General features: G+C 61.3%; 20 protein-coding genes. 11 read left to right on the forward strand and 9 right to left on the reverse strand.

What is annotated here, in order from left to right; translation table 11 throughout:
* Positions 1 to 207: 207 nt before the first annotated feature.
* Together AO356_RS17585 and AO356_RS17590 are read right to left on the reverse strand one after the other, a co-directional pair.
* The gene (locus tag AO356_RS17585; protein WP_053124801.1) at positions 208 to 714 is read right to left on the reverse strand and encodes a L,D-transpeptidase family protein; all 507 of its coding nucleotides are present in this window, start codon (positions 712 to 714) and stop codon (positions 208 to 210) included.
* A gap of 40 nt (positions 715 to 754) precedes the next feature.
* Positions 755 to 1,306: an NUDIX hydrolase gene (locus AO356_RS17590; protein ID WP_060740823.1), complete on the reverse strand. Its 552-nt coding sequence runs from the start codon at positions 1,304 to 1,306 to the stop codon at positions 755 to 757.
* 146 nt (positions 1,307 to 1,452) lie between these two features.
* Here AO356_RS17590 and AO356_RS17595 point away from each other — a divergent pair, with 146 nt between their 5' ends.
* Genes AO356_RS17595 through AO356_RS17605 form a run of 3 tightly spaced genes read left to right on the forward strand, consistent with a single transcriptional unit; the run spans position 1,453 to position 2,799 of the window.
* Positions 1,453 to 2,052, forward strand: a complete 600-nt coding sequence (locus tag AO356_RS17595) for a CoA pyrophosphatase (RefSeq protein ID WP_060740824.1) — start codon at positions 1,453 to 1,455, stop codon at positions 2,050 to 2,052.
* Between the two features lie 16 nt (positions 2,053 to 2,068).
* Positions 2,069 to 2,593 carry a gamma carbonic anhydrase family protein gene (locus AO356_RS17600; RefSeq protein WP_060740825.1) on the forward strand — a complete coding sequence of 175 codons (525 nt, stop codon included), beginning with the start codon at positions 2,069 to 2,071 and terminating at the stop codon, positions 2,591 to 2,593.
* Positions 2,590 to 2,799, forward strand: a complete 210-nt coding sequence (locus tag AO356_RS17605; RefSeq protein ID WP_024619283.1) for a DUF1289 domain-containing protein — start codon at positions 2,590 to 2,592, stop codon at positions 2,797 to 2,799. Before AO356_RS17600 ends, AO356_RS17605 begins: the two co-directional genes overlap by 4 nt.
* 116 nt (positions 2,800 to 2,915) lie before the next feature.
* Here AO356_RS17605 and AO356_RS17610 read toward each other — a convergent pair whose 3' ends face one another.
* Together AO356_RS17610 and AO356_RS17615 are read right to left on the reverse strand one after the other, a co-directional pair.
* Positions 2,916 to 3,578 (reverse strand): Pr6Pr family membrane protein, encoded by a 663-nt coding sequence (locus AO356_RS17610; protein WP_060740826.1) that lies wholly within the window; start codon positions 3,576 to 3,578, stop codon positions 2,916 to 2,918.
* Positions 3,579 to 3,584: 6 nt separating this feature from the next.
* Positions 3,585 to 3,815, reverse strand: a complete 231-nt coding sequence (locus AO356_RS17615) for a VF530 family DNA-binding protein (RefSeq protein WP_003205228.1) — start codon at positions 3,813 to 3,815, stop codon at positions 3,585 to 3,587.
* 497 nt (positions 3,816 to 4,312) lie between these two features.
* Between AO356_RS17615 and AO356_RS17625 the strand changes: the two genes are divergently transcribed.
* Positions 4,313 to 6,727, forward strand: a complete 2,415-nt coding sequence (locus AO356_RS17625) for a glucose/quinate/shikimate family membrane-bound PQQ-dependent dehydrogenase (protein WP_060740828.1) — start codon at positions 4,313 to 4,315, stop codon at positions 6,725 to 6,727.
* Positions 6,728 to 6,993: 266 nt separating this feature from the next.
* On the opposite strand, the gene purT is transcribed toward AO356_RS17625, so the two are convergent.
* The 4 genes from purT to AO356_RS17645 all read right to left on the reverse strand — a co-directional run bounded on the left by purT (position 6,994) and on the right by AO356_RS17645 (position 10,335).
* A complete protein-coding gene (purT, locus tag AO356_RS17630) occupies positions 6,994 to 8,175 on the reverse strand; it encodes a formate-dependent phosphoribosylglycinamide formyltransferase (protein WP_060740829.1) in 1,182 nt (393 codons plus the stop codon).
* A 102-nt stretch (positions 8,176 to 8,277) separates the two neighbouring features.
* Entirely contained in the window at positions 8,278 to 8,745 is a 468-nt protein-coding gene (locus AO356_RS17635) for a preQ0 transporter (RefSeq protein ID WP_060740830.1), read from the reverse strand.
* A gap of 230 nt (positions 8,746 to 8,975) precedes the next feature.
* Positions 8,976 to 9,761, reverse strand: a complete 786-nt coding sequence (locus AO356_RS17640) for a siderophore-interacting protein (RefSeq protein ID WP_060740831.1) — start codon at positions 9,759 to 9,761, stop codon at positions 8,976 to 8,978.
* On the reverse strand, positions 9,754 to 10,335 hold the full coding sequence (locus AO356_RS17645; protein ID WP_060740832.1) for a PadR family transcriptional regulator: 582 nt from the start codon (positions 10,333 to 10,335) through the stop codon (positions 9,754 to 9,756). Before AO356_RS17645 ends, AO356_RS17640 begins: the two co-directional genes overlap by 8 nt.
* Positions 10,336 to 10,757: 422 nt before the next feature.
* Here AO356_RS17645 and AO356_RS17650 point away from each other — a divergent pair, with 422 nt between their 5' ends.
* The 7 genes from AO356_RS17650 to AO356_RS17680 all read left to right on the forward strand — a co-directional run bounded on the left by AO356_RS17650 (position 10,758) and on the right by AO356_RS17680 (position 18,562).
* Positions 10,758 to 11,243: a CS1 type fimbrial major subunit gene (locus tag AO356_RS17650; protein ID WP_060740833.1), complete on the forward strand. Its 486-nt coding sequence runs from the start codon at positions 10,758 to 10,760 to the stop codon at positions 11,241 to 11,243.
* Between the two features lie 125 nt (positions 11,244 to 11,368).
* Positions 11,369 to 13,903 (forward strand): CS1-pili formation C-terminal domain-containing protein, encoded by a 2,535-nt coding sequence (locus tag AO356_RS17655; RefSeq protein WP_060740834.1) that lies wholly within the window; start codon positions 11,369 to 11,371, stop codon positions 13,901 to 13,903.
* Between the two features lie 154 nt (positions 13,904 to 14,057).
* Positions 14,058 to 15,302 carry a hypothetical protein gene (locus AO356_RS17660; protein WP_060740835.1) on the forward strand — a complete coding sequence of 415 codons (1,245 nt, stop codon included), beginning with the start codon at positions 14,058 to 14,060 and terminating at the stop codon, positions 15,300 to 15,302.
* A gap of 46 nt (positions 15,303 to 15,348) precedes the next feature.
* The gene (locus tag AO356_RS17665) at positions 15,349 to 16,596 is read left to right on the forward strand and encodes a hypothetical protein (RefSeq protein ID WP_060740836.1); all 1,248 of its coding nucleotides are present in this window, start codon (positions 15,349 to 15,351) and stop codon (positions 16,594 to 16,596) included.
* A 59-nt stretch (positions 16,597 to 16,655) separates the two neighbouring features.
* Entirely contained in the window at positions 16,656 to 17,399 is a 744-nt protein-coding gene (locus tag AO356_RS17670; RefSeq protein WP_060740837.1) for a hypothetical protein, read from the forward strand.
* 45 nt (positions 17,400 to 17,444) lie between these two features.
* Positions 17,445 to 17,927, forward strand: coding sequence for a CS1 type fimbrial major subunit (locus AO356_RS17675; protein WP_060740838.1), 483 nt, complete (start codon positions 17,445 to 17,447; stop codon positions 17,925 to 17,927).
* A 125-nt stretch (positions 17,928 to 18,052) separates the two neighbouring features.
* Positions 18,053 to 18,562 carry a CS1 type fimbrial major subunit gene (locus tag AO356_RS17680; protein WP_060740839.1) on the forward strand — a complete coding sequence of 170 codons (510 nt, stop codon included), beginning with the start codon at positions 18,053 to 18,055 and terminating at the stop codon, positions 18,560 to 18,562.
* Between the two features lie 66 nt (positions 18,563 to 18,628).
* Here the strand turns inward: AO356_RS17680 and AO356_RS17685 are convergent, their stop codons facing one another.
* Complete coding sequence (locus AO356_RS17685; protein WP_060740840.1) at positions 18,629 to 21,736, reverse strand: transglycosylase domain-containing protein; 3,108 nt, start codon at positions 21,734 to 21,736, stop codon at positions 18,629 to 18,631.
* Between the last annotated feature and the right edge of the window lie 178 nt (positions 21,737 to 21,914).

Raw genomic sequence — 21,914 nt, forward strand, 5'->3', positions numbered from 1 at the left:
GTGGGAGCGAGCTTGCTCGCGATGAGGCCAGATCAGGCAACGAAGATTTGATGCCGGACCAGAGGGCTTTTGTGGCGAGGGAGCTTGCTCCCGCCAGGGCGCGAAGCGGCCTCAAAACCTGACAACCCGGTGTGTCAGGCAAGTGGGGTTGCCTGCTTTGGGTCTGCTGCGCAGCCCAGCGGGAGCAAGCTCCCTCGCCACAGGGGGTTACGGACGAATTTCGATCATCGTGCCATCCGGCACCAGGTTCCAGACTTCGCGCATGTCCACGTTGCGCATGGCGATGCAGCCATCGGTCCAGTCCAGCGTATGGAACAGCTGTTCAGGGTTTTCCTCCGAATCAGGCGTGCCGTGGATCATGATCATGCCCCCCGGCTCCACGCCTTCACGGCGGGCGCGGGCGGCGTCGCTGATGTTGGGGTAGGAAATGTGCATCGACAGGTAGAACCGGTCACTGGTCTTGCGCCAGTCCAGCCAATAAAAACCTTCGGGGGTGCGCTTGTCGCCCTCGATCAGCTTGGGGCCTTTCTTGGCGCCCTTGCCCAGGGAGATGCGATAGGTCTTGAGCGGCTTGCCGTCGTTGATCAATTGCAATTGATGAGCGGACTTGAGCACCAACACTTTTTCGATGACCTTGCCGTTGTAGGTTCCCACCGCGGCGGCCTGGGACACAGCGGTGAATGACAAGCAGAACAGGACAAGCAACCAGCGCATTGAAACGATATCCCTAGAGGTGTTTCGACTGTATGGGTTTTCAGGTGTTGGCCGGCTGAGCCAGCGGCGGGATCGATTCGGATCGCACCGGGTAATCCTCGGCCCGGCGGTCGGCATAGAAATATTCCAGGGTGCGGCCCACCGTACGGAAAGCCAGCTCGTCCCAGGGAATCTCCGCTTCTTCGAACAACTTCACTTCCAGGCTCTCGGGCCCGGCGGCGAAGTCCTCGTCCACCAGTTCGGCGCGGAAGAATACATGTACCTGGCTGATATGCGGTACGTCAATCAGCGTATAGATGCTCAAGTTTCGCACCCGGGCGCAAGCCTCTTCGGCAGTTTCGCGCACGGCGGCCTGTTCGATGGTCTCGCCGTTCTCCATGAAACCTGCCGGCAGGGTCCAGTAACCGCGCCGCGGCTCGATGGCACGCCGGCACAACAGGACTTTGCTACCCCAGGTCGGTACGCAACCGGCCACGATGTTGGGGTTCTGGTAGTGGATGGTGTGGCAGGTGTCGCAAACGAAGCGCAGGCGCGAGTCGCCTTCGGGTATGCGCTGGGTCACCGGGTTACCGCACTGGCTGCAGAATTTCATGCTTGGGTTCCTGAATGCTGCGCCTATCTTGGCGTGCGCGGGCCGGTGTCGGCAAGTTGTCGTTTCGCGACACGACGCGGTGCGGGGGTTGGGCCGCTTGAATGATTGGTGCATGATGCAAGGTAGCGAATAAATCGAGAAGTCTCATGCTGGACGAGCTACTGCATCGAGTAAGCAACCATACCCCGCACGATCTGCAGGCCGATCGACGTTTTCCTGAAGCCGCGGTGCTGGTGCCGATCACCCGCAGTGATGAACCGGAGCTGGTACTGACCCTGCGCGCCAGTGGGCTCTCGACCCATGGCGGTGAAGTGGCGTTCCCCGGTGGGCGTCGCGACCCGGAAGACCCGGACCTGATCTTCACCGCCCTGCGCGAAGCCGAAGAAGAAATCGGCCTGCCGCCCGGCCTGGTGGAAGTGATCGGCCCCCTCAGCCCGTTGATCTCGCTGCATGGCATCAAGGTCACGCCCTATGTCGGGGTGATTCCAGACTACGTCGAATACCAGGCCAACGATGCCGAGATCGCGGCGGTATTCAGCGTGCCGCTGGAGTTTTTCCGCAAGGATCCGCGCGAACACACGCACCGGATCGATTACCAGGGTCGTAGTTGGTATGTGCCCAGCTATCGGTTTGGCGAGTACAAGATCTGGGGGCTGACGGCGATCATGATCGTCGAGCTGGTCAACCTGCTGTACGACGCCGAGATCGACCTGCACACCCCGCCAAAGAGTTTCATCAATACCTGATGCCCCGAGGATTCCCATGAAATACCGCCTGGGCGATGCCCGTGTCGAAACCCACCCACAGAGCTGGGTTGCACCCAACGCCACGCTGGTGGGCAAGGTCCGCCTCGAAGAGGGCGCCAATGTCTGGTTCAACGCCGTGCTGCGCGGCGACAACGAGCTGATCCTGATCGGCAAGGACAGCAACGTGCAGGACGGCACGGTGATGCACACCGACATGGGGTATCCACTGACCATCGGCACCGGCGTGACCATCGGCCACAACGCCATGCTCCATGGCTGTACGGTGGGCGACTACAGCCTCATCGGCATCAACGCAGTGATCCTCAACGGCGCGAAGATCGGCAAGCACTGCATCATCGGCGCCAATGCGCTGATCGGCGAAAACAAGGAAATTCCCGACGGCTCGCTGGTGATGGGCTCGCCCGGCAAGGTGGTGCGTGAATTGACCGAAGCCCAGAAGAACATGCTCGTGGCCAGCGCAGCCCACTACGTCCACAACTCGCAGCGCTACGCCCGCGACCTGGCCGAGCAGGAACCATGAGCGCCCCTGAACGCCCGGTGCCTTCGCCCTGCGTGAACATCTGCGCGCTGGACGATGACGACATCTGCACCGGCTGCCAGCGCACCGTGGCGGAAATCACCCGGTGGAGCCGGATGGATAACGACGAACGCCGCGGGGTCTTGGCGTTGTGTCATGAACGGGCCAAGGCCAGTGGGTTGGTGTGGATGTTGCCGGCGAGGCGGTGATGTCGGAGATGGAACGCAACCCCTGTGGGAGCGAGCTTGCTCGCGATGACGGAGGCACATTCAACAGTGTCTCGCGCTGACCACCGCTATCGCGAGCAAGCTCGCTCCCACAGGGATCATGGTGTTTGCTTGAATCCCGTCCACCGATCCAACCCCAGCACCGTCAGTGCAATCCCGACAAATCCCGCCAGTATCCCCCCAGCATTGATGAACACCTGTGGATAACCCAGGCTCGCCACGTCGATGAAAGGGTAGGGGTAGGCCGCCAGTAAATCCCCCCGCAGCAGGACATAGGCGAAATAGACCAGGGGATAGATCATCCACAACCCGATGTGGCCCAGGCGCAAGCTGCCTTTGGGCACCCAGCGCCACCAATAGGCGATGTAGAGCAAGGGCACCACGTCATGCAGTAGTTCGTCGGCCACGAACTGCCAGCCTTCGGGTTGCCAGAGGTGGCGCAGCAGCAGGTTGTAGGCCAGGCTGACCAGGGCGATGCTCACGGCAACTCCGCTGCGTACGCTGGGCTGCAGGAACCAGCGGCGGGCCGGGGCTGGGCGAGGGGTCAGCTCCCAGGTCAGGACCACCGCCACCCACAAGTTGGTCAGCACCGTGAAGAAACTGAAGAAACTCACCAACCCGCCCAGCAGGCTCGCCCCCAGTTCCCAGCGACCCAGCAGGATCAGATACAACTGGATGCTCAACCCCGCCCAGGCCAGCAGCGCCGTGACCGACACGAAGCGCTGGCGCAGGGTGAGGCGAGGGCCTCTATCAATCTCCACGGCGGCTCAGACCGGCCGTTTGGTGCGCATCAACTTGATGTACAAGCGCTCGACTTTCTCCCGCGCCCACGGGGTCTTGCGCAAGAAGGTCAGGCTCGACTTGATGCTGGGGTCGCTTTTGAAGCAGCGGATATCGATGCGTTCAGCCAGGCCCGACCATTCGTAGTGCTGCACGAGGGCGTTGAGGATCTGCTCCAGCGTCACGCCGTGCAGCGGGTTGTTGTTGGGTTCGGTCATGGGAGGCCTTCGCACAAAAAAGGGTAAAGCCGCGCACCTTAGCCGAGGTGCCCTTGTGGTGGAAGCATAGCCTTCATCGTGGGGCTCCCGGGCCAGGCGCACTGTTACCAAATCCGAGATGATCCATGTCAACAAAAGCCCTTTCTCTATCGAGAACAGGACATTATCCTTGTGCCGCCTGCTGAAACGCTTCTTCTGTTGTGCCGAAGCCTCTGCGTCCAGCTCATTCCTGCTGAAAGATCTGATGAATGCCCGATGTCCTGACCCTGAAAGACAGCGCTGTCTTGGTGAATTCCTGCGGGAGCGAGCTTGCTCGCGATAACGATTGCACATTCGACATTGAAGCCGACTGACACGCCGCCATCGCGAGCAAGCTCGCTCCCACAGGGATCGCGGCAGCCAATTTGCCTTTTTCAACTGAACCATGCCCCCTCAAGATCGTCATCTACAGTGACTACTTGCGCGGGCCTCCTTAAAACATCACGGAGAATCACACTATGAGCACTGAGGGTGCTTTGAGTCGAAGCCGTCTGCTACCGAGCCTGCTCGGCATTCTGCTTCTATTGATGGGCCTGGCCCTGCTGGCCGGGGGAGTCAAGCTGAGCACGCTGGGCGGCTCGTGGTATTACCTGCTGGCCGGTATCGGCCTGGCGCTGACCGGCGTGCTGCTGATCATGGCCCGTCGCGCGGCCCTCGGCCTGTACGCGTTGGTGCTGTTCGCCAGCACCGTGTGGGCGCTGTGGGAAGTGGGCCTGGACTGGTGGCAACTGGTGCCGCGCCTGGCGATGCTGTTTGCCCTGGGCATCGTCATGTTGCTGCCGTGGTTCCGCCGTCCGCTGTTGACCGCCGACGCCTCGGCCACGGGTACCCGCGCACTGGGCGCCGCCGTGGTCATCGCCGGTGTCGCGGCGCTCGCCAGCCAGTTCACCAACCCGGGTGAAATCAAAGGTCAATTGGACCGTGACGCCGTGCCGGGCATGACCAACACCGCTCCGGCCATGCCGGACGGCGACTGGAACTCCTATGGCCGCAGCGCCCACGGCGACCGCTATTCGCCGCTGGCGCAGATCACCCCCGAGAACGTCAGCAAGCTGAAAGAAGCTTGGACCTACCGCACTGGCGACCTGCCAGGGCCGAACGACCCGGGTGAAACCACCGCCGAAAACACCCCGCTGAAGGTCAACGGCATGCTCTACGTGTGCACGCCTCACAGCCAGGTGATTGCCCTGGAGCCTGAAACCGGCAAGGAAATCTGGCGTTTCGATCCGAAGCTTTCCACGCAAAAAGCGGAAAACTTCAAAGGTTGGGCCCACATGACCTGCCGTGGCGTGACCTATCACGATGACGCGGTGTACGCCTCCGCCGAACAGAGCCCCACCGGCACCGCCAGCACCGCACCGGCCAGCACCGTCTGCCCGCGGCGGATCTTCCTGCCGACCGCCGACACCCGCCTGATCGCCCTCAACGCCGACACCGGCAAGATGTGTGAAGACTTCGGCGACAAAGGCCAGGTCGACCTCACCGCCAACATCGGCGGCTTCACGGCCGGCGGTTACTACTCCACCTCGCCACCGGCGGTCACCCAGAACCTGGTAGTGATCGGCGGCCACGTCACCGACAACGTCTCCACCGACGAGCCGAGCGGTGTGATCCGCGCCTACGACGTACACACCGGCAAGCTGGTATGGAACTGGGACAGCGGCAACCCGGACGACACCACGCCGATTGCCGAAGGCCAGACCTACACCCGCAATTCGCCGAACATGTGGTCCATGTTCAGCGTCGATGAAAAACTCGGCATGCTCTACCTGCCGATGGGTAACCAGACCCCCGACCAGTTCGGTGGCCTGCGTACCCCGGAATCGGAAAAATACGCCGCCGGCCTGACCGCCCTGGACATTGCCACCGGCAAGGTGCGCTGGTACTTCCAGTTCACCCACCACGACCTGTGGGACATGGACGTCGGCGGTCAACCGACGCTGATGAACATGAAGACCGCCGATGGCGTGAAACCCGCCGTCCTGGCGTCGACCAAGCAGGGCAGCATCTACGTGCTGGACCGCAGCAATGGCCAGCCGATCGTGCCGATCAAGGAAATCCCGGTGCCGCAAGGCGCGGTAGAGGGCGACCACACCTCGCCGACCCAACCGATGTCCGACCTGAACTTCGTGCCGCCGGTCCTCAAGGAGCGCGACATGTGGGGCGTGACCCCGTTCGACCAGATGTTGTGCCGGATCGACTTCAAGTCGCTGCGCTATGACGGCATGTTCACCCCGCCGTCGCTGCAAGGTTCGATCGTCTACCCGGGCAACTTCGGCGTATTCGACTGGGGCGGCATTTCGGTGGACCCGGTGCGCCAGATCGCCTTCGTCAACCCGAGCTACATGGCGTTCAAGTCGAAGTTGGTGCCAGCGGCGGAAGTGGCCGGTGGTCCGGGTCGCAAGAGCGAAACCGAAGGCGTGCAGCCGAACAAAGGCGCGCCGTATGGCGTGATCCTCGAAGCGCTGCTCTCGCCGATGGGCCTGCCTTGCCAGGCGCCGGCGTGGGGTTATGTCGCGGCGGTGGACCTGACCAACAACAAGACCCTGTGGAAACACAAGAACGGCACCGTGCGCGACAGCTCGCCGGTCCCGATCCCGTTGAGCATGGGGGTTCCGAGCCTGGGTGGCACGTTCACCACTGGCAGCGGCCTGGCATTCCTCAGCGGTACGCTGGACCAGTACCTGCGAGCCTATGATGTGAAAAACGGCAAGCAGCTGTGGGAAGGCCGCCTGCCCGCCGGTGCCCAGACCACGCCGATGACCTACACCGGCAAGGACGGCAAGCAATACGTGCTGGTCGTTGCGGGTGGTCATGGCTCCCTGGGGACCAAGCAGGGTGACTATGTGATTGCCTACAAGCTGCCGGATTAAGCAAAACCGGCGCCAATGAAAAAGGCGACACCCTTGCGGGTGTCGCCTTTTTTTGTGCCAATTTCACTCAGGTTGAGGCTGCACCTGGTTTCTGTGGCGAGGGGATTTATCCCCGCTGGGCTGCGAAGCGGCCCCCCAAAGCAGTCGCCTCAATCTTTCTGATCCACCGAGTTGTCAGGTTTTAGGGCTGCTGCGCAGCCCAGCGGGGATAAATCCCCTCGCCACAGATAAATCCCTCACTACAGGGGACTGTACCCCGCCCAGTTTTACAATTCGATCTTCACCGCCTGGGAAGCCCGGGTCGCCTTGGCACGGGCTGCTTCGATGGACTCGTCGCGGGCCAGGGCCACGCCCAGGCGGCGCTGGCCGTTGACTTCCGGTTTGCCGAACAGGCGCAGGGCGGTGTCCGGTTCGCTCAGGGCCACGCCCAGGTTGGCGAACGCGGTCTGGGTCGATTGGCCTTCCACCAGGATCACCGACGATGCCGAGGGGCCGAACTGGCGGATCAGCGGGATCGGCAGGCCGAGAATGGCGCGGGCGTGCAAGGCGAACTGCGACAGGTCCTGGGAAATCAGCGTCACCAGACCCGTGTCATGCGGGCGTGGCGAGACTTCGCTGAACCACACCTGGTCGCCCTTGATGAACAGCTCGACGCCAAACAGGCCACGACCACCCAGGGCCTCGGTCACGGCCTTGGCCACGCGCTCGGATTCGGCCAGGGCCACCGGGCTCATGGCCTGGGGCTGCCAGGATTCCTGATAGTCGCCTTTTTCCTGACGGTGGCCGACGGGCGCGCAGAAGGTGGTACCGCCGACATGACGCACAGTGAGCAGGGTGATTTCATAGTCGAAATCGATAAAGCCTTCGATGATCACCCGGCCCTTGCCGGCACGGCCGCCTTCCTGGGCGTAGTCCCAGGCTTTTTGCACGTCATCGGCGCTGCGCAACAGGCTCTGGCCCTTGCCCGAGGAACTCATCACCGGCTTGACCACACAGGGGAAGCCCAGGGTTTCCACGGCCTTGCGGTAGTCTTCGACGGTGTCGGCGAAGAAGTACGGCGACGTCGGCAGGCCCAGTTCTTCGGCGGCCAGGCGTCGGATGCCTTCACGGTTCATGGTCAACTGCGCGGCGCGGGCGGTGGGGATCACGGTGAAGCCTTCGGCTTCCAGTTCCACCAGGGTGGCGGTGGCGATGGCTTCGATTTCCGGCACGATGAAGTGCGGTTTCTCGGCCTCGATCACCGCACGCAGGGCGGCGCCGTCGAGCATGTTGATCACATGGCTGCGGTGGGCCACTTGCATGGCCGGCGCGTTGGCGTAGCGATCCACGGCAATCACCTCGACGCCCAGGCGCTGCAGCTCGATTACCACTTCCTTGCCCAGCTCACCGCTGCCACACAACAAAACGCGGGTCGCGGTGGGCGACAATGGGGTTCCGATACGGGTCATCTGAAGGTCCTCAAACAGGAGCGGATCATCGGGGGGCGCGCGCCGGGCGAGCTTCCCATGGGGAGAAAGCGCGGCATTTTACATGAACAGCGGGGTTTGGCTTCAGGTGGCGACGGTTTGCTTGCGCAAACGCCAGGCCATGATCAGCCAGACGACCGTGACCCCGGCGAATTTCGAGGCCAGGGCGGTGATCACCACGCCTGGCGTCAGGGCATCGATCAGGCCGAAGAAAATGAAGGTGTCGAGGGGAATGCTCAGGGCCGAACTGATCCACAGCCGATCATGGAGCGGGCGCTTGGTAATCGTGAACACCAGCCAGTCGATGCACTCGGACACGGCGAATGCCGTGGCGCTGGCCAGGGCGATGGTCGGGTCCGAAGTGACGTAGGACAACACCAGCGCCACCAGCATCGCCACGATGGCGCCATGACCGAAACGCGTTTGCACCATGTCCCGCAGGATGAACACCAGCCCGCCCCAGGCCGACCAGATGATGTCCAGGTGCGGCGCGGCGGAAAACGCGAAGTTGATCAGCACGACGCTGGCGATATAGGCGAGGAGGAAGAGCATGGGATACCTGGTGAAATGTCTTGTGAATCATTAAGAACAGCGATATCCCCGTGGCGAGGGAGCTTGCTCCCGCTGGGCTGCGCAGCAGCCCCAATGCAGCCAACTCAATTTTCCTGATACACCGGGTTGTCAGGTTTTGGGGCCGCTTCGCGCCCCAGCGGGAGCAAGCTCCCTCGCCACGGGGTTCTGTGTGGTCCAGTGGACAGGGTAGTTCAGCCGCCGCCAGTCTCTCAATCTTCCTCACTACCCTCCGCCTTCCAATACCCCACGGCCTTCACAAAGTCCTGGTCCAACCCTTTCTCCTCCAGCAACACCTTGCGAATCTGCCGCGACACCTTGCTCTCGGTCGCGACCCAGGCGTACAGCTTGCCGCCGGGCATTTCCAACTGTTGCACGGTTCGCAGCAGGTTGTCCTGGCGGCCTTCGCGCAATACCCAGATCACCTGGACCTGCGCCGGGCTCTGGAGGATCTGCTGTTCGGCGCCGTTTTCCACTTCAACCACCACCAGGGCCCGTCGGTTCGGCGCCAGGCCTTCGAGGCGGCGGGCGATGGCGGGCAGGGCGGTTTCGTCGCCGACCAGCAGGTAGCTGTCAAAGATGTCCGGCACGATCATCGAGCCCCGGGGCCCGGCGATGTTCAGGTATTGCCCGGGGGCGGCCTGGGCCGCCCAGGTCGAGGCAGGGCCGTCGCCGTGGAGCACGAAATCGATGTCCAGCTCCAAGGTGTCCAGGTCATAGCGCCGTGGCGTGTAGTCGCGCATCTCGGGCATCGGACCCTGGGCCTTGCCCGCGCTGGGGTTGAAGTTATCCAGGGCGGCCTGTTCCTCGGCGTTCTGCGGGAACAGCAATTTCACATGGTCATCCGTGCCCAGGCTGGCGAACCCGGCCAGTTCCGGCCCGCCGAGGGTGATACGGCGCATGCGTGGGGTCAGGTCCACCACTTGCAACACTTGCAGGCGGCGACGCTTGATCTCGTGGCTGACGCGGTGAATGGTGTTTGGATCGTGTTCAGTCATTGCTTGACTCCGAAACTGAGGGACGGGCAGGGCCGTCGACGATGGCTTTGACGGTGTCGTTGAGCAGGCCGCTTACCCGCAGGATTTCTTCCGGGCTCCAGCGGCCTTGATGCATCTGTAGCGCATCACGCAGGTGACCCACCGCTTCGTGGATCTCGGCAGGCCGATCCTGGTCACGCAGGGTGCGCTTGCTGGTTTCGATGCGCATCCGCACGCCGTCCAGCGCTTCGGCCTGGTCTTGAAGGAATAGACGTCCGGCATCGGTCGCGCTGTAACATTTTTTTCCACCCTCGGCGTCGCCGCTGATCATCTTACCCATTTCAAGGTGGGTCAGGGTCGGGTAGATCACGCCGGGGCTGGGACTGTAGGCACCGTCGAACATGGACTCGATCTGCCGGATCAGCTCGTAGCCGTGGCAAGGTTTCTCGGCAATCAGGGCCAGCAACAGCAATTTCAAGTCGCCAGCGGCGAAAACCCGTGGGCCGCGACTGCCGCGATCGCGACCGGACGGGCGTCGTTCGAAGCCATCCTGACGACCCTGTTCATGAGAGGAAGGGGAATAAAGGACTGTCATGTGTTTGCTCTCTGTTGCGCATAAATAGAATCGAGATATATCTTTGACTTCAGATATATCTTCGCTTATATAGATACATCTTGAAATGAAGATATATCTTAGTTGTGTCCTACAAGAGGTGAAGTATGACCTTACCTGAATCCCTTAAGTTTGCGGGACGAAACTGGGTGGGTATCAGGAAGTATTAACCGTAACTAGTGGGAATGTGGGAATGCTCTTACATTAAAAGTTACGTTTTATCGAAAATTGCGTATTTTTCTCTGTGTTGTATGTTCGCTTTACTACAAGCCTATGCGAACTTTCCTGCTTATTTTTAATTAAAGAGCGACGATCATGCACCGGCGTTGAAAGGGGCACGCCAAGCTGTATTTGGCCTGCAACTTCAACCCTTCCCTCTTTATTGCTATGAACAGGTGTTAACAATGCTCATGAAAATCGTAACCGCAGCTTCCCTGACCGCTGCGGCCCTGAGTTCTTCGCTGGCGTTCGCTCTGGATGATGCGCGTTCCTCCATCCACATCACGGCGAACATTCCGACCCAGCAGTTCCACGTGCAGCCACGTGACCCGAACTGGGGTAAGAATGAAACCATGAACTACAACACCGTCAGCGGCACCCTGACGTCGCTGCGTCAGACCTACGACGTGAAGAACACCGAAGGTTCGGTCAACGCCTACATCGAAAACGGCCCGGCTTCGCTGTTCAACGGCAGCGATGCCATCGCCCTGACCACCGCTTTCAACGGTGTCACCCTGACCGCCATCCCCCAGGAAGTGGTGGACGACGCGACCTCCACACCGGGCACCCAGGCTGAGATGACCATTAGCCCGGCCAAGCCTCTGGCTACTCAGAACGGCGTATACACCGCTGACATGACCGTCATCTTCGACGCCGTGCCGCGCCCGTAATGCCCTCTGCCGCCCGGTGAGTTCCACCTCTTCCCGGGCCGCGCGACAGGCCTGCCGGCGCTCCCCAGCCGGCAGGCCTGTACCTGGAATGCCTTGATAGCTCGCTGATAATGAGAGTCCCGTTGATGTTTTCGATGACACCCATCGCAGGTGCGCTCGCGCTATTGTTGTGCGCCAATGCATTGGCCGCGCCAACTGCACCCGGTACGACACCCACGAGCCTGCTGTCCCAGGCCAAGGGGTTGCCGGCGGAGTTTGAAGCCCACTTCTTCGATGTGCCGCTCGCGGTTCGTATTGAACTCAATCAACAGTATCTCGGTGAGGCCATGGTGGTCTTGACGCGAGATGATCGTATTACCCTGCTCGAGTTCACCGAAACCCAGGAGAGTTCGATCAAGGCTGTCGAACGCGAGCAATGGGAACAACGCCTCAAGCAGGGCATCACGCTCGGTGCCTGTGAAACCAATTGTTCGGCGGGGTTGCTGGCCGTGCATTACAGTCTCGAGAATTCATTGGTGTCGATCCTGACCCAAGACGTCGAGCGCTCGACCGAGCCCCGGCGTTTTTACGACCAGCCCAAAGAGGGCAGCTTCGGTCTTATCTTCAATAACCAACTCAATCTCAATGGTGGCCAGGAACAGGACACCGGGGGGCGCTATGGCCTCAACGCCAGTTCCAGCGTGGGCAACTGGAGCCAGTCCCTGGACCTTCAGCTCTCGCGTCTTGGCGGGCCGGACGACAAGATTTACCACGCCGTCCACGAGCTCTATACCCAACGAGAGTTGGAAGGACAATTTTTCCGCCTGGGTTACTTCACGCCCAGCTCCGATGGCCTGAACCGTCAGATCCGTTCGTTCGGCGCCAACCCGGACACTGCGCTGGGGGTGATGTTCGGCAGTTCCGACAGCCTGGTCGTCGACAATCCCAAGCCCAGCGTCTACCCCATTTATGTCACCGCCAGCCGCCAGGCGTCGGTGGAGATTTATCGCAGCGGCCTGTTGATCAACACCCAGGCCGTCAGCGCCGGCTTGCAGAGCCTGGACACCCGGCCATTGCCTGGCGGTATCTACGAGGTGGAAGTTCGACTGATCGAGGACGGGCAAACCACCGCCACCAGCCAGGAACTGGTCTACAAACCCAGCAATTGGAGCAGCACGGAAGATCGCTGGCGCTACAACCTGTTCGCCGGGCGCGAAACCCGGTTGTGGAGCAACTGGGACGACCAGCCCTCGGGTTTCACCACGGCGGGCCTCGGCGTCAATTACCTGCTGCACCCACGGGTGATCCTGGGGGGCTCCATGCGCCAGGTGCAGGACAAACTGCAAGTGGGCACTTCGGTGGACTGGACGCTGGCCAGCAGTACCAGCCTGTACGCCAATGTCTACCAGACCGAACAGTACGGCAATGGCATGGACTTGCAGGGCATGTACAGCTACGGCAGTGGCAGCGTCGTGGCCAGCCACAACCGCAGTTGGCTGGATACCCGCAACACCTACGAGACCCTGCCGGATGGCACCCGTATCCGCCAGCGCGACGTGTACGTCGGCCACACCAGCAACTCGTCGCTGTCGGTCAATCATCGCTTGAGCAACAAGACCTCCATCAACGGGCGGCTGGCCTACAGCGAAGGCAATGTCCAGGGCACGGGCCTGGACCTGGGCTGGACCCAGCGCGGCAAGCTGCGTGGCAGCGATGCCAACTGGCGGTTGTCGGTGTTCGACCGTCCTGGCTCTTCGAGCACCAACGACCGGCGTAATCGCGGCGTGGACCTGAGCCTCAGCGTGGCCTTGGGCGGCCCGGGCGAATACTGGTCGGGCAGCATTGGCACCCGCACCTCCCGCGAAGGCGACCGGGACAACAATGCCTCGCTGACCTATCGCCGCGACCTCCAGGACCACGTGTTGCAAAGCGTCTCCGCCACGGCGCTGGCCGATACCTATGGCGTGGGCCTGTCCGGCCTCGCCAGCTTCAGTACCGACTCGCTCTACGGCGATGGTTTCATCCAGCGCTCGTCCTACAACGACAACCTTACTGGCGGCCTGAACCTCAGCAGCACGGTCGCCGTGGGCGGCCAGAAAGCCACCTTCACCGGGGTGCCGCAAGGTCGCGGCGCAGGGATGATCGTCGACGTGGAGACCGACCTGGACAACATCGTGCTGCGCGCCGACGACCTGACTGGCGGCAGCACCACGTTGCACCCCGGCCGTAACTTCGTGCCGATCACCGCTTATAAAAACAGCATGGTCACCTTCGACTTCGAGGGCGTCCATCCGCCAGCGGCGAGCATCGAGCCCACACGCACCCGCTATCACCTGAACAAGGGCGGCGTGGACTACCGCAAGGTCAGCGTGATGAAAACCGTGACCGTGCTCGGCCGCCTGCTGGACGAACAGGGCCAGCCGCTCAAGGGCCATCACGTGATCAACCACGCCAGCCGCGGCGTCAGCGAGGTGGACGGGTTCTTCTCCATGGAGATGAATGCCGCGTCCCCGACCCTGGAAGTGCGCTACGGCAACGAGTTGTTCTGCCGCTTCCGCCTCGACCCGGAAACCGCCAGCGAGGAAGGCGACGTGTTGATGATCGGCGACCTGCGCTGCACCCCGGACAGCCTGGCCGATAGCACGTTGGCCGCGGCTGACCCGGCGAAGCAGCGCTCATGACATGAGCTGTGAGAGCAAGGCTTGCCCGCGATGAACGATAACACCAACTCACCAGGAGAGCGGGGTGCCTGCATCGCGGGCAAGCCTTGCTCCCACGGTGAAGTTTTCCCCCAAAAACCTGCAAGGATTCGCATTGATGTATGAGGTTGTATAGATGAAACCTTTTTCGGTAGCCGTGCGCAGCGTGGTTTCAGTGTTGTTGTTTGCTTGCGTGCCTGCTGCCAATGCCGTGAGTCGGGATATCACAGCGATATTCAGGCCCGATGCTTCGAAGCCCCAAGAAAATGTGTTTCTCAACACCACTCCGATCGGTGGCTACTGTCAGCATCAGCCGCAGATATGCAAGAACCAGAATATCGCCAGCATCCTGTTGCCTGTGACCTTTGATTCGAACAGTCCTTTTGAGGCGAATCACAGTGACCCTCGTAAAGGCGCGATGTTCAGGACGCCCGCCGGTTGGCGCACGCTACAGGTGACCCATGCAGAGTCAGGTGAAACGGAAACCGTTGAAATGCGCTGGGTTGGCATAGGGGCAACCTATCGGCTCCCTTCTCCTGCCGTCAATCTGGTGGGTGGCGGTGTGGACCTCAGGACGGCCCATGGAATGCTCTGGGGGACTAATTGGCAGACTGCTCCGGCGCCATGTCAGAGCGCTGGTTGGATAGGCGCCAGCCATACGGATTTCCCGTTTTTCTGGAAGACTCCGGTAGAGGGCGTGTGCGCCAAGACGGCCCGTTATCCGATCCCCAGTCTGAAGTATCTATCGGTGGATTTTGCCTATGAACTGCGTACACCCAACCCGTTGAAAATGTCATCAGGCCAGTACACGGGTTCTCTGAATTACACCATTGGGCCGGGGCAGGACTTTGACGCGGGAGATGTCATGATTCCTAGCGACTCGTTGTTGACTCTCAACTTCAAACTCACCGTCGAACACACCCTCAAGGTCGAAGTTCCCCCCGGCGGCAACCGCGTGGAACTGGTCCCCCAGGACGGCTGGCAAGCCTGGCTCAACAGCGGCCGCAAACCGACTCGGCTGTTTCGCGACCAGCGCTTCCATATCTCCGCCTCTTCCCGTTTCAAGATGGCGCTGGAATGCCAGCACATCAGCGGCAATACCTGCGCGATCACCGAGACCGGCACCGGCCATGCCGTGCCGGTGGACGTCAGCGTGACCCTGCCGGATGGCTTGACGGACGCCAGCGGGCAACCGGTCAACCGTCGCCGGCTGTTGCGCGATGGCAGTGGCACCGAGTTGTTCCAGCCGGGCTTATATGTCGACCGCAGGCCGGGAATGCTGCACTTCGAGATCGGCCGTAGCAGCGTCGAAGAGATGCTGGACGGCGGCGCCACGCGCTATAGCGGCGATGTCACGGTGATCTGGGATTCGGAAGTTTAAAAGGCGTGGCTTGGCCAGTCCGAGCCGATATGAGGGTGGGGTGTAGATGAAGCAGTTACCAGTGGCAGTGCAAGGCATGGTTTCGGTGTTGTTGTTGACCTGTGCATCGACGGCTGATGCCGTGAGCAAGGATGTCACCGCCATCTTCAGGCCGGATCCCTCGAAGCCCAATGAAAACTCCTTTCTCAATACCACCCCGGTATCGGGTTACTGCGGACTGTATCCGGCGGTATGTGAGCGGGAAAAAATGTTCAGTATTCAGGTGCCCATTACTTTCGAATCGGCTCGTCCGATTCAGGCAAATCATGGGGATCCCCGGCAAGGGGCGATGTTCGATGTGCCGGCCAGCTGGCGTTTGGCGCAGGTGACCCATACCGGTACAGGCGAAACAGAGATCGTTCAAGTGCGGATATCCGGCGTGGGCTCGCGGTATCAGTTTCCTGGCAGCGTGGTCGATTTGGTCGGCGGCGGCGTAAACGCTCTACAGGCCCATCAGAGGTTATGGAGCGGCTCCAGTTGGCTTTATGCGCCTTCGCCTTGTCGAGGTAGCGGCTATTCGACCTACAACCACAATATCTACAACTTTTTCTGGAAGACACCTACCGAAGGTGTGTGCGCCAAAAGAGCCAATTACCTGATCCCCAGCATGTCCTACCGCAATCTGGATTTCGCCTACGAACTGCGCACACCCAACCCTTTGAAAATGTCGTCTGGCCTATATACCGGTTCTCTGACCTACGGCGTCGGACCAGGGCAGGACTTTGACATGGGGGATGTGATGATCCCCACGGATTCGGTGATCACCCTCAATCTCAAACTGACGGTCGAACACACCCTCAAAGTAGAAGTACCCCCCGGCGGCAACCGCGTCGAACTGGTCCCCCAGGAAGGCTGGCAAGCCTGGCTGAACAGCGGGCGCAAACCCACGCGATTGTTCCGCGACCAGCGTTTTCATATCTCGGCCTCGTCACGCTTCAAGATGGCCCTCGAATGCCAGCACGTCAGCGCCAATACCTGCGCCATCTCCGAAACCGCCACAGGGCACGCCGTGCCGGTGGAGGTCAGCGTGACCCTGCCCGAGGGCCTGACGGATGCCGCCGGGCAACCGATCAGCCACCGCCCGTTGTTTCGTGACGGCACGGGCACCGAGTTGATCCAGCCGGGGTTTTATGTCGATCGACGGCCAGGAACGCTGCACTTCGAGGTGGTGCGCGGCAATGTCGAGGAGATGTTGGACAGCGGCGCCAAGGCCTACTCCGGCAACGTCACGGTGGTCTGGGATTCTGAAATTTAAACGGCCGGTCGGCCAGGATTTTTAGTGAGTTGCGTGAAATGCATGAGGTTGGAAAAGCGATGAAACATCTATTGGCATGGGTTGGACTCTATCTGTTTTGCGGCGTGGCCCAGGCCGGTCCGCAGATCGGCGTCGGGGTGGTCTACGACTACCTGGACGGCAACAAGACCACCTACATGAAGCGGATATTCAATGGCGGCACGTCCACGGCGTTCGTCAAGGTCAATATCCTGGAGATTATCTATAACGAGGACGGCAGCTACCAGGAAGTGCCGTTGCAGAACCAGGCCAGTGCCCAGGCCAAGGACGGGTTGATGGCCAGCCCGGCGCGGCTGATCGTGCCGGCCAACGGGGTGCAGGGCACGCGCTTGCTGTTCATGGGCAACCGCGACAAGGAACGGTACTTCCGCGTGCGCTTCGTGCCGGTGGTGCCGGAGGCCGAAGACGAGTTCGCCATCAGCAAGGAGGAGCGCGAGGAATACAAGAAGGAGCGCGTCGGGGCGGGGGTCAAGGTGCTGGCGGGCTACGGCACGGTGTTTTTCGTACGGCCCAAGGACACCCGCTTCGAGACCGTGATCGATGACAGCGCCAATCGCTACCAGATACGCAATAACGGCAACAGCGTGCTGGTGATCGATGAGTTCAAGGACTGCGAAGCGAAGAAAGAGAACGAGTGCCGGCCCACCACCAAGCACCACATCATGGCCGGCCGGACGTTCTCGTTCGACAAGGAGGCGGGGCGCGAATATCGCTTCACGCTGATCGAAGGCAGCGAGCAGAAAAACGTCGAGATCAAAGGTTGACGGTCGCCGTCGCCGAACCGTCGTTGACGCCACAGGTAATCAAATATGTTCAAGACACTGGTACGCCCCCTCGCACTGAGCGCCGTTATGTTGCCCTGGGTCCAGGCCTGGGGCGCGGTCGAACGGGAAACCTTCGAGGTCTACGTGACCATCCCCACCGTCGACTTTCATGTGGTGCCCCTCGACCCGCAACTGGTCCAGCGCGAACAGCGCCTGCCCTTCAGCACCATCACCGGCGAGCTCAGCCCGTTGCGGGCCACCTACGAGGTGAAGAACAGCAACGGTGCCATCGGTGCCCGCCTGGGGGAAGAGGCGTATCTGTCCAATGGACGTGAGCGCATCGATCTGCGGGTGACCTTCAATGGCGTCGCACTGACCCTGGATTCGGCCCAGGTGGTCACGGCCACCGAAGCCCGGCCCGGACGCCAGGTGCCGTTGGAAATTGCCGCCATCAGGCCCGATGACGATTACAAGCCGGGGGACTACTACGGCACGGTGCACATGGTGTTCGACGCCACCGCGCCGTAGCAACCGCGAACCCTGCGGCAAAGATCATTTGAACCAGCACTCCTGTGGCGAGGGAGCGCTGGGTCAGTGACGGTGGGAGCAAGTTTTGCTCCTGCGCTTTTTATTACTAAAAAAAGGTATCAAGCATGTTCAAGAAAGTTTTATCCGTTATTGCTTTGGGGACTGCCGCGCTAAGTTCGCCGCTGGTGCTGGGCGCCGATGATGCACGTTCATCCATCCATATCGAGGCGAACATTCCGACCAAGCAGTTCCACGTGCAGCCCCGGAATCCGGATTTTGGTAAGGACGAATACATGTACTACAACCCCCTGACCTACAAATTCACCCCTTTGCGCCACACCTTTGACGTAAAGAACACCGATGGTTCGGTCCACGCCTACATCGAGAACGGGGCGAGTACAGGGGCCATCCACTTGACCAACGGTGTCGATGTTGTCTCCCTGAGGGCTTTATTCAACGGTGTACCTCTGGACGACCGACCTCAGGAAGTCGTCGACGATGCCACGTCCACACCCGGTACCCAGGCGGACATGTACATCGTGGTTGCGAACTCGCCGACTCGCCCTCTCTCTCCCGGCATGTATAACGCCGACTTCACCGTGATCTTCGACGCGGTGCCTCGGGTCAATCCCTGATCTGGGGCAACCCCTGATCTGAGGGCAACCCCTCGCCACAGGGTACTTGCACCACATTCCCGTGACTCATTGCCTCGCCACCAACGGCTTGCACTGGGTATGACTGCCCGGCTGCAAGTAAGGCGAGAGAAACGGCGCCATGCCCTTGAGTACTTGTACCGGCAAGGCCGAGGTGAACTTGAAGTTCTGCGCCGAGGCCCCCGGTACATAGGCGGTGAGGGTGCCGAAATGACTGTCGCCGATGTAGAACACGAAGGTGGCGGTGCGGTTGATTGATTTGGAACTGATCACTCGTCCGCCGGAGCCGACCGCTTCGATGCGGTTGTCGCCGGTGCCGGTCTTGCCGCCCATCGCCAGCGGCGTACCGTCGGCCAGCTTGAAACTGCCGGCCACGCGTTTCGCGGTGCCGGCATCCACCACCTGGGACAGCGCACCGCGCAAGGCCTGGGCCACTTCCACTGGCATCACGCGCTTGCCGTTGTCCGGGTTGTTCAGCAGCCGTGTCTCGTAAGGCGTGCCGACGGCAAAGTCGAGGCTGTCCACCCGCAGCGCCGGTTGGCGGATGCCATCGTTGAGGATGGTGCCCACCAGTTCGGCAAGCGCAGCCGGGCGGTCCCCGGAGCTGCCGATGGCGGTGGCCAGCGACGGTACCAGGTGATCGAACGGGTAACCGACTTTCTGCCAGCGCTGGTGGATATCCAAAAAGGCCTCGATCTCCAGCATGGTACGGATGCGACTGTCGCGGGCACTCTTGTGCCGGCTCTTGAACAGCCAGCTGTAGACTTCCTGGCGCTCGAACTGGCTGGCCTTGACGATCTGGCTGAACTTGGCGTCGGGGTTGTTCAGCAGGTAACCCATCAACCACAGGTCCAATGGGTGGACCTTGGCGATGAAGCCCTGGTCCGGCAGGTCATAGGCGCCGGGGCCATAACTTTGGTAGAGCCGTTCGAGGCGTTCGTCGGTGAGTTTTTCGGCGCTCTTGGCCGACTTCAAGTGGGCGCGCACGAAGCGGTTGAAGCTCTCCTGGCTGTCGTTGGGAAAGAAATAGCGGTGCACGGCGGCCAGGCGGATAGCGGTAGGGCGCATGCCGTCGAGGAACGTTTCCAGGCGCTGGCCGGTGTCCTTTTTCTGGTATTTCTTCCAGAACCTGAGCAGGAACGAGGTACCTTCGCGGTCGGCGAACTGGGCCAGGTATTCCTGGCGGCGCGGGTCCTTGTCGTCCTTGAGCAGTTCGGAACTGTTGTTGGGCCCGGCATAGGTGGCGTAGCGCACTAGGTCGCGCATCAGGCGGATGAACGGCAGGTTGATGGATTCTCGCAAGGCGTCGCGCAGCGTGGGCAGGCGACCGTCGTCTTCCCTGCGGAAGTTGTGGAAGGTGTGCAGCCCGCCACCGGTAAAAAAGGCTTCGCCAGGGCTGGCCGAGTAGGTCCGGTCCAACGCGGCCTCGAGCATCGTCGGCAGGCTGCGGTCGGTGTTCTGGATCAGGTAGTCGACGGCCCAGCGGGAGAGGCGGTCCTGCTCGGCGACTTCGGTTTTCTTCAACGCCGCCGGGGTCTGCTGGGCATAACGCTCGTGCAGTTCGGCGATGATCTGCAGGTAGGTGGTGAGCACCCGCAACTTGGCGGTGGAGCCCAGTTCCAGCTTGCTGCCTTCGTTGATGTCGAAAGGCTGGTCGGTGCTGTCGGTCTGCACTCGCACACGCGAGCCATCGGGGGTCAGTTCCAGCAGGGTGAAGCTGTAGCGCACCTGGGTGGTGCTGGTGGGAGTCAGCAGGCGTTCTCCCATCAGGCCGATCTCGGTGGCGAAGGCCGGGTCGGCCAAGCGCTTGAGGTAGTCGGTGGCCTGGGCCTGCAAATCGCTTTGCAAGGTGCTGGTGGCGGACAGGTCGAGGCGATCGAGGTCGTACAGCGGGCGGTTGAGCAGGGCGGCGAGGCGACTGCGGGCGGCGCTGATGCCTTTGTTGGTTTCGTTGGGCTGCACGGTCGGGTCCTGGACCCAGTCGCGATAGCTGACCTTGCTCGCCAGGGCTGCGTCGGCCAGGGCCGCGTCGATCACGCCGTTCTGTGCCAACAGGCGGATGTGGCTGTCGGTCAGGCGCGCCAGTTCATCATGACCCTTGGACAGGTAATGGGACGGCCGGCGCTGGGCGATCATCAACGACAGCATTTCCCGCAGGGCCAGGCCTTTTTCCGCCAGGCTCTGGGGATCGGTCGCGGTGCTGGCCAAGCGTTCATTGGCCCGATTGAAGTCGGCGCCATACCAGACCCGCAAGCCTTCGGCCATGCCGTGGACTTCACCATGCCCCGGCACGGCGGAGAGCGGCACGCTGTTGAGGTAGTCGCGGATGATCCGCTGCCGCGCCTCGAGGGTTTGCGGGCCGCCCTGGTAAGCGCGCACGCTGGCGGAAATCATCTGGCGGATTTTCTCCGCGCCGGACACGGTCAGGCCCTCTGGCGAGTGACGGTATTTCTCCAGTTGTGTGGCCAGGGTGCTGCCCCCGGCGGATTGCCCCGGCAGGCTCAAAAGCTTGGCGACTTGCGACCAGGCCGCCATGCCGAAGCGCGGCCAGTCCACGGCCGGGTTGGCCAAGGGTTGCTTGGGGTCGAGCAGAAAACGGTTCTCGATGAACAACAGGCTCTGCACCACCACGGGCGGGATCGCTTCGAAGTTCGCATACAGCTGCTGCGGGTACTTGAACTGATAGACCGGCGCGGCGCGGCAGTCGGTGATGGTCAATCCAGCCTGGATCTTTTCCGTGTAGGGCACGAACAGGCCTTTTTCGACGTAGCCCATCAACGCCGGCGAAAACCGCGCCTGGGCCTGGATCACATAGTCACGCTTGAGCAGGCGCGGCAGGAATTCCCCCAGCGCGCTGTAGCCCAGGCGCCGGTCGAACGGGCCTGCGCCAGGGTAGACGATGGCATCGCTGGGCCCCGGCTGCACCGAGTAGCTCAGGGATTCGGCATACTTGCTGAGCTCCCGGGCCTGAAATCGCGACGTGCGCATTTCCTTGGCCACCGCCAGGCCGACCACCACCACGATAATCAGCAACAACAACCAGAATGCCCGCCAGCCATGCCGTGCGCGGCGTTTTTTTTGAGGTAAAGGCGCTTCTTCCATACGTTCAGTCGGGACCACAGGTTCATTCGAATCGGTTTGCCACAAAGCGCCCATAGTCGACTGATCCATTAAGCAGATTGATCGGACTTGCTTGAAGCTTAGACGGTGGTTGGCGTGGGGGGAGGGGAAATTGTGGGTACCGGTCTGTCATGACTCCCACTAGCCACAGATAAGTCCCTACATCACAAGTACTACATAAGCTTCGGAGTATTCGCTCGACCTTCTCAGCGTC

It is taken from the genome of Pseudomonas fluorescens (assembly GCF_001307275.1).
Classification (GTDB): Bacteria; Pseudomonadota; Gammaproteobacteria; order Pseudomonadales; family Pseudomonadaceae; genus Aquipseudomonas; species Aquipseudomonas fluorescens_AA.

Excerpts from the sequence above, each read along its gene's own strand:
- AO356_RS17585 (WP_053124801.1), bottom strand. The coding sequence starts at position 714 with ATGCGCTGGTTGCTTGTCCTGTTCTGCTTGTCATTCACCGCTGTGTCC.
- AO356_RS17590 (WP_060740823.1), bottom strand. The coding sequence starts at position 1,306 with ATGAAATTCTGCAGCCAGTGCGGTAACCCGGTGACCCAGCGCATACCC.
- AO356_RS17595 (WP_060740824.1), top strand. The coding sequence starts at position 1,453 with ATGCTGGACGAGCTACTGCATCGAGTAAGCAACCATACCCCGCACGAT.
- AO356_RS17600 (WP_060740825.1), top strand. The coding sequence starts at position 2,069 with ATGAAATACCGCCTGGGCGATGCCCGTGTCGAAACCCACCCACAGAGC.
- AO356_RS17605 (WP_024619283.1), top strand. The coding sequence starts at position 2,590 with ATGAGCGCCCCTGAACGCCCGGTGCCTTCGCCCTGCGTGAACATCTGC.
- AO356_RS17615 (WP_003205228.1), bottom strand. The coding sequence starts at position 3,815 with ATGACCGAACCCAACAACAACCCGCTGCACGGCGTGACGCTGGAGCAG.
- AO356_RS17625 (WP_060740828.1), top strand. The coding sequence starts at position 4,313 with ATGAGCACTGAGGGTGCTTTGAGTCGAAGCCGTCTGCTACCGAGCCTG.
- purT (WP_060740829.1), bottom strand. The coding sequence starts at position 8,175 with ATGACCCGTATCGGAACCCCATTGTCGCCCACCGCGACCCGCGTTTTG.
- AO356_RS17635 (WP_060740830.1), bottom strand. The coding sequence starts at position 8,745 with ATGCTCTTCCTCCTCGCCTATATCGCCAGCGTCGTGCTGATCAACTTC.
- AO356_RS17640 (WP_060740831.1), bottom strand. The coding sequence starts at position 9,761 with ATGACTGAACACGATCCAAACACCATTCACCGCGTCAGCCACGAGATC.
- AO356_RS17645 (WP_060740832.1), bottom strand. The coding sequence starts at position 10,335 with ATGACAGTCCTTTATTCCCCTTCCTCTCATGAACAGGGTCGTCAGGAT.
- AO356_RS17650 (WP_060740833.1), top strand. The coding sequence starts at position 10,758 with ATGCTCATGAAAATCGTAACCGCAGCTTCCCTGACCGCTGCGGCCCTG.
- AO356_RS17655 (WP_060740834.1), top strand. The coding sequence starts at position 11,369 with ATGTTTTCGATGACACCCATCGCAGGTGCGCTCGCGCTATTGTTGTGC.
- AO356_RS17660 (WP_060740835.1), top strand. The coding sequence starts at position 14,058 with ATGAAACCTTTTTCGGTAGCCGTGCGCAGCGTGGTTTCAGTGTTGTTG.
- AO356_RS17665 (WP_060740836.1), top strand. The coding sequence starts at position 15,349 with ATGAAGCAGTTACCAGTGGCAGTGCAAGGCATGGTTTCGGTGTTGTTG.
- AO356_RS17670 (WP_060740837.1), top strand. The coding sequence starts at position 16,656 with ATGAAACATCTATTGGCATGGGTTGGACTCTATCTGTTTTGCGGCGTG.
- AO356_RS17675 (WP_060740838.1), top strand. The coding sequence starts at position 17,445 with ATGTTCAAGACACTGGTACGCCCCCTCGCACTGAGCGCCGTTATGTTG.
- AO356_RS17680 (WP_060740839.1), top strand. The coding sequence starts at position 18,053 with ATGTTCAAGAAAGTTTTATCCGTTATTGCTTTGGGGACTGCCGCGCTA.
- AO356_RS17685 (WP_060740840.1), bottom strand. The coding sequence starts at position 21,736 with ATGGGCGCTTTGTGGCAAACCGATTCGAATGAACCTGTGGTCCCGACT.